This is a genomic window from Photobacterium leiognathi (assembly GCF_030685535.1).
In the GTDB taxonomy this organism is placed as follows: Bacteria; Pseudomonadota; Gammaproteobacteria; order Enterobacterales; family Vibrionaceae; genus Photobacterium; species Photobacterium leiognathi.
The window spans coordinates 2,723,552-2,736,893 of record NZ_CP131601.1; the positions used below are offsets into that span (position 1 = coordinate 2,723,552).

Below are 13,342 nucleotides of genomic sequence, written 5' to 3' on the forward strand. Positions count from 1 at the left end.
AACCGCCAAAACCTCGCCATCCATAAAATTATTGCGCAAATCGCCAATAACGCTATTTCGCGTTTAAGTGCTCTACCATCAATTGCACACTGCGATTACCACGGTATTCATTCACATCTAAACGATACACAAGTTCGATTTGTTGTACTGATGCATCAGGCCAACGTTTCACGTCAACGTTAAAAGCAATCGCATCTATCACACTGCCACCATTAAGGGGTTCAACCATCATCTTAAGATGTTTTCCTCCCACTAACTTTTGATGTAATAAGCGGAAAGTACCGTCAAAACTTGGCTCTGGAAATTGCTGTCCCCAAGGGCCACCAGCACGAAGAATTTCAGCCACTTCAAGGTTTAATTCATGACTACCAAGTTCGCCATCTGTCAGCAACACACCTTTTAAGGCATCTTCATCCAGTACACTGCGTACCACAGCATCAAAGGCCTTACTAAATGCATCCAGTTTATCTTCTGGAATAGTTAAACCAGCAGCCATTGCGTGTACACCAAACTTTAAGATCATGCCTGGGTTTTGAGTATCAACAAGATCTAATGCATCACGCATGTGCAAGCCTGCAATAGAGCGACAAGAACCTTTGATTTCGCCGTTACCAGCATCGGCAAACGCAATCACAGGGCGGTGATATTTATCTTTAATGCGCGAAGCCAAAATACCAATCACACCTTGGTGCCAATCACGTTGGAACAACACTAAACCATAAGGCATATTTTGCTGATTGAACTTTAAACGCTCACAAATCGCCAAGGCTTCATCTTTCATGCCTTGCTCAATTTCCTTGCGGGTTTGATTTAACCCATCTAGCTCAGATGCCATACGGCGTGCAGCTTGAATATTATCGCACAGCAACAACTCAACTCCGAATGACATGTCATCTAAACGCCCGGCAGCATTAATACGCGGCCCTAATGCAAAACCCAAATCACTGGTGACTAAACGAGAGGGATCGCGGTTAGCCACTTCAATTAACGCTTGAATACCCGGGCGACATTTACCAGCACGAATACGCTGTAAGCCTTGGTGAACCAAAATACGATTATTACCATCAAGGGCAACCACATCGGCAACTGTACCCAGCGCCACTAAGTCCAGTAATTCAGCAAGGTTTGGCATCGCAATGCCTTGTTGCTCAAACCAGCCGTTATTACGCAGCTCTGCACGCAGTGCCAGCATTAAATAAAAAGCGACACCAACCCCACATAAAGCTTTTGAAGGGAAACCACATTCATTAAGGTTTGGGTTAACAATGGCATCAGCGATTGGCAGCGTATCGCCCGGCAAGTGGTGATCGGTAACGAGCACTTTGATGCCTTTTTCTTTTGCCGCAGCAACACCAGAGATTGAAGAAACGCCGTTATCAACCGTCATGATAAGCTCTGCGCCACGAGCTTGTGCTTGCTCAACCACTTCTGGGCTTAAGCCATAACCATCATCAAAACGGTTAGGCACTAGGTAATCAACGTTTTGACAGCCCAACATACGCAGCGCTAAAACTGATAACGCAGAGCTAGTTGCGCCATCGGCATCAAAGTCACCGACAATGATAATGCGGGTATTATTGGCAAGCGCATCACTGAGCAATTGCACAGCAGCTTCCATACCGTAGAGCTGATTATAATTAAGTAACCCTTTTGCTCCTCGCTCTAATTCAGCATCATTATTGATCCCACGGCTGGCATAAATCCGCTGTAAAATAGGTGGGATTGCATCGGAAAAACTATCCGTATTCGCTAGAGGTCGACGTTTAATTTCAATCATAATCAGGCTTCTTATCAGTATTATTATCTTTGCATAGTAACCAAATCACAGATAACAAAAAAGCCTGAACATCATGCTCAGGCTTTTCATCATTTAATCATTCACAAAGCTAAATTAGCTTTTTGGTTGGCTATCAAGTAGCTGACGTAGTGCTGCTGGCGGCTGGTAGCCTGGGATCATAGTGCCATCAGCCAATACGATTGCTGGCGTACCGTTCACCCCCATTGCAACACCTAGCTCGTATTGTGCACGAACTAGATCTGGACGTGGCGTGATCTTACTTTCATCAAAGTTACCGCTCTTGGCATCATCCATCGCTTTAGCACGATCTTTGGCACCCCAAATTGCACTCATTTGGTTAAAGTTACCAGAACGCTCACCACCACGAGGGAATGCTAGGTAGCGCACAGTGATACCTTCATCGTTGTAGCCTTTGATCTCGTTATGCAGTTTACGACAGTAACCACAGCTGGTATCGGTGAACACGGTAACAACGTATTTTTCGTTCTTTGCAGGATAGACAATCATGTCTTTTTCCATCGCTGCAATTTTGTCCTTGTTCATTTTAGCCATTTTTTGCTCTGTTAAATTAACAGGCTGCGCACCGCTATTTTCATATAAATGACCAACGACGAAATATTTACCATCATCAGTTGTATAAATAACACCACGCTCAGTCACAACTTCATTCAATCCTGGGATTGGTGATGACGCAATCGATGATGGCGTTAAACCAACTTTTTCCAATTGCTGACTGATCGCCGCTTCATTTGGCTTCGCTACCGCAGAAAAAGCCGTTAACGCAACAGCGGTTGCAACAATAGTTCGACTGATAAAGTGCATTTAATTTATCCTTAATTAATGATGAAGATCTCTATGCTTAATAAGACCCGATTCACCGTAAAATAGTTTCACATTTCACTACGTGCTTGTTAGGCAAGCATAAGTAAACTTAAACATAACGCAAACTCGATACGTTAATTTGCCCAACACTCTCTCATAATTATGCGCGAGGATGGTGAGTTTGGTGTAATTGTTTTAGTCTTTCTGTCGCAACATGAGTATAAATTTGTGTTGTCGACAAGTCACTATGTCCAAGCAACATCTGTACCACACGTAGATCAGCACCGTAATTCAGTAAGTGTGTCGCAAACGCGTGGCGCATCACATGGGGTGATAAGGTTTCTGCATCAATACCCGCTAATACCGCATAATGTTTAATGCGATGCCAAAAAGTTTGGCGAGTCATTTGCCTTGCGCGACGACTAGGGAATAACACATCAGAGCTTTTTTCACCTAACAACTGTGGTCGCCCGGTTTCAATGAACTGTTCAATCCAATCAATGGCATTTTCCCCCATCGGCACTAAACGCTCTTTGTCACCTTTACCGGTAATACGCACCACTCCTTGACGTAAGCTGATGTTTTCCATTGTCAGCGTTACTAATTCAGTTACACGTAAACCTGTCGCATAAAGTAGCTCAAGCATGGCTTTATCACGCAGTTCAATCGGATCGTTAACGTCTGGCGCATCAAGCAAGGCATCCACTTGCGCTTCGCTTAAATCTTTCGGTAAACGCTTAGGTAATTTTGGGGTTACCAACATTGCGCTCGGATCATCATCACGCATCTTTTCTCGATGTAAATATTGGAAAAGACGACGGATCGCAGACACCATACGCGCACGGGAGGTCTGTTTATAATCTTTATCAAATAGCCACTGCTGATAACGTTGAAGATCATCAACCGATACATTAATCACATTGCGTGATTCTTGTTTCAGCCAATTTAATAATTTCATTAGATCATTACGATAAGAAGCCAAGGTGTTTTCAGACAACCCTCGCTCCATCCACATAGCATCTAGAAAACGTTCGATAATAACGTCATCGTTTTCCATTTTTCACTCCACTACCTGTGCTAGCACAAGCTAAACACATGGATAAATACACAGTACTTTCTTCATCATAGGGTATTTTTAGCAAAAAGTAACGAGCCTTGTGACAGGGGAGCATCAAGTTAAATTTTTCAGCTTGTTTTACTCACTTTATTGAGCTTGTCAGCGGATAACGGGTACACTGAGCAAATAAGTAAAATAACTAGGATACTCAGCATGAAAATCGGTTTGTTTTATGGCTCAACCACCTGTTATACCGAAATGGCGGCAGAAAAAATCCGCGATTGTATTGGTGCTGAATTAATTGAGCTGCGTAACATTAAAGAAGCAGAGATCAGTGAAATGAACCAATTTGATATGTTGATTTTAGGTATTTCGACATGGGATTTTGGTGAACTACAAGAAGATTGGGAAGCAGTTTGGCAACAACTTGATGGCTTAACTCTCACCAATAAAACCGTTGCATTATTTGGTCTTGGCGATCAAGAAGGCTATACCGAATGGTTCCTTGATGCGATGGGTATGCTGCATGACAAATTACTCGAAGCTGGCGTGCAATTTATCGGTTACTGGCCTAACGATGACAGTTACCAATTTGAAGCATCAAAGGCACTCACCGAAGACAAGCAATTCTTTGTTGGTCTTGCGCTTGATGAAGATTCACAATACGAACACTCCGATCAACGTATCACTCAGTGGTGCGAGCAGATCATGCTTGAGTATGCAGAAACGCTATAACCGCAGTAAAAACCCACCCAATAAAAAAGGGATGCTCATAGCATCCCTTTTCTCTATCTATCACATATTACGCAAGTTTATCTTGGTGTGAGCCCATCGCTTTACCACCAATAAAGCGTGTGATCACCAATGCCACTAATGTTGGTAGTACCCAAGCCATGCCGTAGTTAAATAACGGTAGACTGCTAAACATCGAAACATCGAATTTTAAGTACTTAGCTACATCAATCATACTGAAGATGAAAGAAACCAATAACACCACACGGTAAGCCAAACGTGGATTTGGTAACCATTTGCGAACCAATGTGAGTGCAACCAACGCAATCGCCACAGGATATAGTGCAAATAATACTGGCACCGATAGAGCAATCAGCTGATTTAGACCAACGTTCGCCACTACAGCACAAATCACCGCTAATACTACAGCCCACTTTTTGTAAGACATCGGAGTTAATGAGCTAAAGTAATCGGCACACGCACTGATCAAACCAATTGCCGTGGTTAAACATGCCAGTAAAACAATCGCAGATAAGATCACCTGACCAGGTGCACCAAACAGTGCCATTACATAAGCCGTTAGAATCACACCACCATTGCCAGCATTAGGTGCAACCGTTGAACTAGTTGCACCCAAGTAGAATAGTGAAATATAAACAAACGCTAAACCTGCTGCGGCAATTAAGTCAAGCATAAATAAGGTAGGTACACGTTGTTTTCTCATCGCTGATCCCTTTACTGCGGATCACATCAACAATCAACATACCAAACATCAATGCCGCAAAAGTATCCATGGTGTTATAACCTTCAAGGAAACCTTTGGTAAACGCTTGTGTTGCGTACTCACCTTGTGCCGCCACAATGCTTGCTTGTGGGTTCACAAATACTGCAATTGCTAATACGGCAAGAACAATAAATAAAGCAGGAGTTAAAAACTTACCAATCATGTCGATAAGCTTACCGCGAGACCAAGCAAAAAAGAGAGCAATCGCGAAAAAGATCACTGAAAAAGTCGTTAAGCTTGCTTGACCAGCACCTGCTGATAAAAACGGTTTCACTGCCATTTCATAAGCCACTAACCCTGTACGGGGTGCAGCGAATGCAGGACCGATAATAATAAAGATCAACACTGCCATTAATGTGGCAACTTTTGACGGTAAATCGCGGGTTAAGCCCTGCCAACCACCACCAGCCATGGCTACAGCAATAATACCAACTAGAGGTAAACCAACCGCTGTTACCAAAAATCCTGACATGGCAGAAAGCATATTTTCACCTACTAGCTGCCCTGCTAGTGGTGGAAAGATAATATTACCTGCGCCTAGAAAGAACGCGAAAGTCATAAAGCCTAACGCTATAATGTCTGTTACTTTGAGTGTCTTTTTCAAACTGCACCTTCCACTCGTTTATGGGTTATGTATTGTGTCTGCTTTTTTTATAATTCTCTGTATTGGTTACACACTGCAAAAGATATAACCAACGAAAGCATAATGGATAAAAACTACACCCTTGGCAATAGCGTAGAAATAAACACCATATAATCCATAAACAGAGCGTAAAATGTAGAATATAAAACCAATTAAATACAAATAATTAGAATATAAAATCAACCCATTACCAAAGATTAAAATATAAACCAAAAACCAAACAAATAGAACAACATTTTAGCAACAATAAAAGCACCATAATGAAACATCACTTGCAGTTATGGTTATATAAAAATCACTCAATCATTCAATCTGCTTATAATGCTTTGTTTGGTAAAGAAAAAGGATCGGGAATGTCTCGCGGCTTTAGCTTTAAACAATTTCACGTTAATGATTACGGCTGCGGTATGCCTGTTAGCACCGACGGCGTATTACTCGGCGCATGGGCTGCGCTACCACAACAAGGAAGATTGCTTGATATCGGAACAGGGAGCGGCTTGCTAGCATTAATTGCAGCACAAAGAGCACCAATACTATCTATTGAAGCGATTGAAATTGATCCACAAGCTGCCAATGCTGCTCGACAGAACTTTGCAGCCTCACCTTGGCATGAACGCTTACACTGTATTGAACAAGACATCACTTTATGGCTGCAAAGCCAACCGAGTAAGAGTGTTGATGGGATCATTTGTAACCCCCCCTATTTTAACTTTGGTCAACAAGCAGAATCGCAACATCGTGCTACCGCGCGTCATACTGATACCTTCACGCATCAGCAACTATTACACACCCTTGAATACCTATTAACCGAACAAGGGATTGCGAACATTATTCTGCCAACTTACGAAGGCGAATGCTTAATTGCAGCAGCGAAAGCGTTTAACCTTCATTGTATTGCAAGGTGTGATGTGCAAACGACTGAGAAAAAAACACCGATTCGATTACTTCTACAATTAAGTAAAAAGCAGCAAACATGCCTTTCGCAGCATATTTGCATCCATAAAGATGGCGATTACTCAAAAGAATTCAAAGCGTTAACCAAAGATTTCTACCTTAAAATGTAAGCTACTAAGGTATTTTTACAGATTAAGAACGCAGGAATAATCATCAAGTTTTGAAGTTTTTATGTTTTAATCGGTGTCACTTACGGCAAGAGTGGCTATAATGCCGCCCCTTAAATATTTAATACCCTTGTTGTTATCCTTTGCATTGGCATAGCGATAACCACATACATAGCATTTGTCTTGGGAGAGATAACTGGTGAAAGACTTTTCCGAATTAGAGTTAGATAGCGAACTGTTACAAGCGATTGAAGAAATCGGCTACAGCCGCCCAACCGTGGTGCAGGCGCAAGCTATCCCTCATGCCCTAGACGGTAAAGATGTAATGGCTTCTGCGCCAACAGGGACCGGAAAAACAGCAGCCTTTCTTCTACCGATGATCCAACACTTGCTGGACTTCCCGCGTAAAAAGCCGGGGCCTGCACGTGTATTAGTATTAACACCAACCCGTGAGCTTGCGATCCAAGTTGCCGATCAAGCACGTGCTTTAGCAAAACACACCATGCTAAAAGTATTCACTATCACGGGCGGTATTTCATACGACGAGCACGCTGAACTATTGGGTAAGACCCAAGATATCGTGGTTGCGACACCTGGCCGTTTAATGGAATACATCGAAGCTGAGAAATTCGACTGTCGTGCTATTGAATGTCTGATCCTTGATGAAGCCGACCGCATGCTAGACATGGGCTTTGGTAAAGTGGTTGAGCGTCTAAACCATGAGTGTCGCTGGCGTAGCCAAAGCTTACTGTTCTCAGCAACCCTTGAAGGTAAAGGTGTTCGTGAGTTCTCTGAAAAGATCCTAAACGAGCCTGTAGAAGTAGAAGCTGAGCCTTCACGTCGTGAACGTAAGAAAATCCACCAGCTTTACCACCGTTGTGACAACATGGAGCACAAGCTAGCACTATTAGAAAAAATTCTTAAAGAGCAAGCTGAGCGCACCATTATCTTCGTTAAAACTCGTGAGCGCCTAGCTATTCTTCGTGGTCAACTAGAAACAATGGGTATCCCTTGTAACTGGATCCAAGGTGAAATGGCGCAGTCTGCACGTAATAACATGATCACTCGTTTTCGTGATGGTGTTATCAACGTATTAATTGCAACCGACGTTGCAGCTCGTGGTATCGACTTACCAGATGTTAGTCATGTTATTAACTTCGACATGCCACGTACTGCAGATGTTTACCTACACCGCATTGGTCGTACGGCACGTGCAGGTAAAAAAGGAACAGCGATTTCATTAATCGAAGCACACGATCAGGCGATGATTGAACGTGTTAGCCGTTACATGAAAGAAGAAGTGCCAGAGCGCTTTATTGAAGGTTTACGACCTACGACGAAGAAACCATCGACGGTGAAGAAAAAGAAAAAAGTCGATAAAAAGGCCAAAGTAGCGAAGCAGAAGAAAAAGCTAAAGAAAGCGAAAAAAGCATAATCGCAATAACGCTTTAAAATCACACAAAAAAGGGCTGATCATTCAGCCCTTTTCTTTTATCTGTTTTATTTTAGTTTGGCAATAAGTAGTTATTGCTCTTCACGCTTAAACACAAGCTCTTTCTCTGTCGATTCAGCTTCAACAAAATAATAACCTGCGGTATCAAATTGCTTTAGTGCTTCAATCGATGAGATCTGATTATCTAAAATGTAACGTGCCATCATGCCACGTGCTTTCTTCGCGTAGAAACTGATCACCTTGTATTGACCATTTTTACAGTCTTTAAATACTGGAGTAATTAGCTGCGCATTGAGCTTCTTCGGCTTTACTGATTTGAAGTATTCATTTGAAGCAAGGTTAATAAGAATATCGTCGCCTTGCTCTGCTAATGCTTGATTCAGTTTGTCAGTAATAATATCACCCCAGAACTGATACAAGTTAGTGCCACGAGGGTTCGCCAACTTAGTGCCCATTTCTAAACGGTAAGGTTGCATTAAATCCAATGGACGCAATAAACCGTACAAGCCAGAAAGCATACGCAAGTGCTGCTGTGCATGAGCAAACTGCGCTTCCGTCATGCTCTCTGCATCAAGGCCAGTATAGACATCGCCTTTGAACGCTAAAATAGCCTGACGTGCATTATCTTGAGTAAATTGTGGCTGCCACTCAGCAAAACGTGCCGCATTTAAGCCTGCAATTTTATCGCTCACTTTCATTAAGCTCGCAATATCCATTGGCGTTAACTCACGGCATACATCAATAAGCTCTGCAGAGTGCTCCGTTAGCTCAGGCAAAGTGTAGGTAGATGTTGCCAATGGCGATTCATAATCAAGGGTTTTAGCGGGTGAAACCACAATTAACATAAGGCTTTTTCCTTTAAAGTCTGACTTGAAAAGACTATCACTAAACAACAAAAAAGCCACTTAGAAACTAAGTGGCTTTGGTTATTTCAGCAATAGGAGCACGCTATGATTTGCTCTTATCCCAAATGCCTTCTTCTAACTGGGCATGAAGCTCTGGATAATCATTACTATCAAAAGTTGGCACTTTCCCCTGTGATAACTGTTTATTGTAATCTGCCGCCAGTTTCACCACTGTGCCAGACAGCAATACAATCGCCACAAGGTTGATCAATGCCATCATTCCCATCGATACATCCGCCATCGCCCACACTGTTGGCAGGTCCGCTAGCGCACCAAACATCACCATAAATAGTACTACAACACGGAAAATGTTCAGTCCCGCTTTATGATTATGCTCAAGGAAGATCAAATTGGTTTCTGCGTATGAATAATTCGCCACTAAGGAAGTAAAAGCAAAGAAGAAGATTGCCACGGCAATAAATACCGCCCCCCAATCGCCCACTTGTGAGCTTAAAGCACGCTGAGTCAGCTCAATGCCTGTTACTTCACTATGCGGTACGTATTCCCCTGACATCAAAATAATTGCAACTGTTGCAGAGCAGATCACAATGGTATCCATAAACACACCTAGCATCTGCACATAACCTTGCGAAGCGGGATGTGGCGGATATGGCGTTGCTGATGCGGCGGCATTTGGTGCTGAACCCATCCCCGCTTCATTAGAAAACAAACCGCGCTTCAAACCATTGATCATGCCTTGGGCAATGGTATAACCAAATGCGCCCGACGCTGCTTCTTCTAAACCAAATGCGCTGCGGAAAATCATCATAATAATATCAGGCAGCTTCTCAATATTTACTGCCATGATAAACAGTGCCAACAGCAAGTAACACAATGCCATGGCTGGCACTAAAATTTCTGCGGTACGGGCGATTGCTCGCAGTCCACCGAAAATGATCACACCAGTCATAATAACCAGCACAATACCGACATAAACAGGCGACCAACCAAATGCCACATTTGCCGCTTGGCTAATCGAGTTTGCTTGTACCGAGTTAAACACTAATCCAAAAGCAATGATCAAAAAGACTGAGAACATCACGCCCATCCAGCGCATGCCTAAGCCCTTCTCCATATAGTAAGCAGGACCACCACGGTAGTTACCGTCATCATCTCGGGTTTTATAAAGCTGTGCGAGTGCGCTTTCCGCAAAAGCCGTTGCCATCCCCAACATAGCAATCAGCCACATCCAAAAAATAGCGCCAGGACCACCTAAAGTCAGTGCAACAGCAACCCCTGCCATATTGCCAGTCCCCACCCTTGCTGCAAGGCTGGTACACAGAGCTTGAAATGATGAGATCCCAGCACTGTCTGATTTACGGCTATTTTTCATCACCTTAAACATATGTCCAAAATGACGAAACTGGATAAAGCTCAAACGGTAAGTAAAGTAGATACCAACGCCGATCAGCAAGTAAATGAGTACTGAGCCCCAGAGTAAGTCATTTAAAAAGTTTATTTGACTGGACAAGTGAGTACCTTCTAAAAACGTAGTACGTATTGAATAAAAAGATAATGCTGCTCTACAGCGATTATCAACAAACTATACCCAAGTAACTTCAAGATGCAGTGTTCAGCGAGACGACCTTAGTTCTCAGGCGCGGCAACGATTCGAAGATATAGTGGTTCTACATTGAGAATCGTTAACAAAGTCTGAGAGCTAAGGACGCTCGCCCTTTGGGAGCGTGTCACTGAGCCGACTTCTTGCGTCAGACAACTTGGAAAGAGCTCGCTATTCCGCTTCGTTGTCTTCCTTGAATTCAACTCAGTGACTTCGCTCTGAATCAGGCATATTGAAGTCACTTGGGTATAAATGCTAACTTTTTAGCAACAATTCATCGTTATTTTCTTTCGCTATTATCACTAACCGCTCTTATATACATACATGCAGTCGATATAGAAAAGCGCAGCACTTATTACCATATCGCATGTACTAAGGGTATATATTTACAGTAAATAGTGAAAAATAGTTAAGCGAATCCAAACATAAATTCTGCACCACTGCGAGTCATTTACTCTAAATTTCGGTCATAAAGAGGATATATTTGACCTTTTTCACATAAAAATTTCATCTTTGAGCAACAAATGAGAAACACTTCAATTTTACTCTACCCCATATTGTGATACTTAATGACCTTGTAGCTTATAGTTAGCTAGATCATAGGAAGAGGTGCTTTATGGATAGCTTTGCATTTGATGATATGTTCGCAACAGATACGGTTTCTCGTCGTACACGTGCTAAACCAGAAAAACGTAAATGGCGCGAAATTGAAGCCTTAAAAGATCGTCAACGACTTCGCCGCGAGCTTCAGGACATGGATATGTGCGGCAGTTATGATGCGGATGAATTCGACTTTTAACCTAATTAACCTAAACAAAAAATAAAACGCCAGCATCACGCTGGCGTTTTGTTATCTGCGCTATCTCTAAGCTTATATTTGCCAATTGATCGGTGCTTTCCCCATCTCAGCTAATAACTGATTTGTTTTAGAGAAATGTTGGCAACCAAAGAAACCACGATAAGCCGATAACGGTGACGGGTGCGCTGAATGCAATACGTGGTGACGCGTTGTATCTATCTTCTTACCTTTCTTTTGCGCATGTGCGCCCCACAACAAGAAAATCACGCCTTCAGTATTATCATTGATATATTCAATCGCGCGATCAGTAAAAGTTTCCCAACCAATCTTAGCGTGTGAGTGAGCATTACCTTGCTCGACAGTTAATACCGTATTTAATAACAACACACCTTGCTCAGCCCATGGCTGTAAATAACCATGTTCTGGAATAGTAAAACCGTCGATATCAGTGGCTAACTCTTTATACATATTTGCCAGTGACGGCGGTGTTTTCACACCTGGCAATACCGAGAAGCTAAGACCATGGGCTTGCTTAGGTCCGTGATACGGATCTTGACCTAATATCACGACTTTGGTTTTCTCAAGTGGCGTACTGGTAAACGCATTAAAGACATCTTCTTGAGGAGGATAAACCACTTTACCAGCATGACGAGCAGCATCGACTGCCTGCTCAATATCGATGAAATACGCTTGCGCTTGTTGCTGCGCTATAAAAGTAGACCAACTGGCGGTCATAAATCGCTCCTCATTTATAATCTGTACGGCGTAAGGGTATCAAAAAACGGTAAAGCATCAGAAGAAGATCACCGCTTCCTCTATATAGTTACTTTTCTGCCGCAAACGCACGCAGAGTGGCAATTTCTTGATGCCAGATATCAGGATTAATCGTCTCTAGAATAAGCGGGATATTATTAAAACGATCATCTCGCATTAAATAGCGGAAACAATCCCAGCCAATCTCCCCTTCACCTAAACTATGGTGACGGTCTAAGTGACTACCCAAGCCACCTTTTGAATCATTTAAGTGCATGCCACGTAAATAATGCATGCCAACCACATTATCAAATTCAGCGAATGTACGATCAGTTGCGGTTTCACTGCTCAAATCATAACCAGCAGCAAAGGTATGACAGGTATCAATGCACACCCCAACACGGCTTTTATCTTCCACTTGATCGATAATTTCCGCTAAATGTTCGAAGCGCCAACCTAAATTTGAACCTTGTCCAGCTGTGTTTTCGATCACCGCAACTACATCACTGACTTCTTGATGAGCCAAATTAATCGACTCTGCGATAAGTTTTAGACAATCTTTTTCAGAAATTTTTTTCAAATGACTGCCCGGATGGAAGTTCAAAAGGTGTAATCCGAGCTGGTTACAACGGGACATTTCATCAATAAAAGCCGCACGTGACTTTTCTAGCTTTTCCGTCTCAGGTGCACCTAAGTTAATTAAGTAAGAATCATGGGGAAGAATTGCATCAGCGTTATAACCCAATTGCGCACAACGGGCTTTAAAAGCAGCAATAGCATCCGCTTCTAGTGGCTTAGCAACCCATTGACGTTGGTTCTTAGTAAATAGTGCAAACGCATTTGCATTAATCTTTTCAGCGTTAGTCGGTGCATTAAATACACCACCAGCTGCGGAAACATGAGCACCAATCAACTTCATAATAAAATACCTTACAAATAGCACTTGGCATTACTAGCCAAACACACACAAAAAA

11 protein-coding genes and 1 pseudogene are annotated in these 13,342 nt (G+C 42.6%); 4 read left to right on the forward strand and 8 right to left on the reverse strand.

Annotation, left to right across the window (positions count from 1 at the left end; genetic code table 11):
• Positions 1 to 52 precede the first annotated feature (52 nt).
• The 3 genes from recJ to xerD form a co-directional block, all read right to left on the reverse strand.
• Positions 53 to 1,777 carry a single-stranded-DNA-specific exonuclease RecJ gene (gene recJ / locus Q7674_RS19335; RefSeq protein ID WP_305423146.1) on the reverse strand — a complete coding sequence of 575 codons (1,725 nt, stop codon included), beginning with the start codon at positions 1,775 to 1,777 and terminating at the stop codon, positions 53 to 55.
• Between the two features lie 114 nt (positions 1,778 to 1,891).
• The gene (dsbC, locus tag Q7674_RS19340; protein ID WP_045064004.1) at positions 1,892 to 2,620 is read right to left on the reverse strand and encodes a bifunctional protein-disulfide isomerase/oxidoreductase DsbC; all 729 of its coding nucleotides are present in this window, start codon (positions 2,618 to 2,620) and stop codon (positions 1,892 to 1,894) included.
• A gap of 160 nt (positions 2,621 to 2,780) precedes the next feature.
• Entirely contained in the window at positions 2,781 to 3,677 is an 897-nt protein-coding gene (gene xerD / locus Q7674_RS19345) for a site-specific tyrosine recombinase XerD (RefSeq protein ID WP_008988455.1), read from the reverse strand.
• A gap of 213 nt (positions 3,678 to 3,890) precedes the next feature.
• Here xerD and fldB point away from each other — a divergent pair, with 213 nt between their 5' ends.
• Positions 3,891 to 4,412, forward strand: a complete 522-nt coding sequence (fldB, locus tag Q7674_RS19350; protein ID WP_023931003.1) for a flavodoxin FldB — start codon at positions 3,891 to 3,893, stop codon at positions 4,410 to 4,412.
• 67 nt (positions 4,413 to 4,479) lie between these two features.
• Here the strand turns inward: fldB and brnQ are convergent.
• A pseudogene (gene brnQ, locus Q7674_RS19355) lies at positions 4,480 to 5,797 on the reverse strand (branched-chain amino acid transport system II carrier protein).
• Positions 5,798 to 6,189: 392 nt separating this feature from the next.
• Here brnQ and Q7674_RS19360 point away from each other — a divergent pair.
• Entirely contained in the window at positions 6,190 to 6,900 is a 711-nt protein-coding gene (locus Q7674_RS19360) for a tRNA1(Val) (adenine(37)-N6)-methyltransferase (protein ID WP_045064061.1), read from the forward strand.
• 196 nt (positions 6,901 to 7,096) lie between these two features.
• Positions 7,097 to 8,332: an ATP-dependent RNA helicase SrmB gene (gene srmB, locus Q7674_RS19365; protein ID WP_023931006.1), complete on the forward strand. Its 1,236-nt coding sequence runs from the start codon at positions 7,097 to 7,099 to the stop codon at positions 8,330 to 8,332.
• 89 nt (positions 8,333 to 8,421) lie between these two features.
• On the opposite strand, the gene yaaA is transcribed toward srmB, so the two are convergent.
• Both yaaA and Q7674_RS19375 read right to left on the reverse strand, forming a co-directional pair.
• Entirely contained in the window at positions 8,422 to 9,195 is a 774-nt protein-coding gene (gene yaaA, locus Q7674_RS19370) for a peroxide stress protein YaaA (RefSeq protein WP_023931007.1), read from the reverse strand.
• 103 nt (positions 9,196 to 9,298) lie between these two features.
• The gene (locus Q7674_RS19375; protein ID WP_045063999.1) at positions 9,299 to 10,726 is read right to left on the reverse strand and encodes an alanine/glycine:cation symporter family protein; all 1,428 of its coding nucleotides are present in this window, start codon (positions 10,724 to 10,726) and stop codon (positions 9,299 to 9,301) included.
• A gap of 706 nt (positions 10,727 to 11,432) precedes the next feature.
• Between Q7674_RS19375 and Q7674_RS19380 the strand changes: the two genes are divergently transcribed.
• On the forward strand, positions 11,433 to 11,615 hold the full coding sequence (locus Q7674_RS19380; RefSeq protein WP_008988462.1) for a DUF3545 family protein: 183 nt from the start codon (positions 11,433 to 11,435) through the stop codon (positions 11,613 to 11,615).
• 72 nt (positions 11,616 to 11,687) lie between these two features.
• Here Q7674_RS19380 and ung read toward each other — a convergent pair whose 3' ends face one another.
• Both ung and nfo read right to left on the reverse strand, forming a co-directional pair.
• The gene (ung, locus tag Q7674_RS19385) at positions 11,688 to 12,350 is read right to left on the reverse strand and encodes a uracil-DNA glycosylase (RefSeq protein ID WP_023931008.1); all 663 of its coding nucleotides are present in this window, start codon (positions 12,348 to 12,350) and stop codon (positions 11,688 to 11,690) included.
• Between the two features lie 88 nt (positions 12,351 to 12,438).
• Positions 12,439 to 13,287: a deoxyribonuclease IV gene (nfo, locus tag Q7674_RS19390; protein WP_023931009.1), complete on the reverse strand. Its 849-nt coding sequence runs from the start codon at positions 13,285 to 13,287 to the stop codon at positions 12,439 to 12,441.
• Positions 13,288 to 13,342 lie beyond the last annotated feature (55 nt).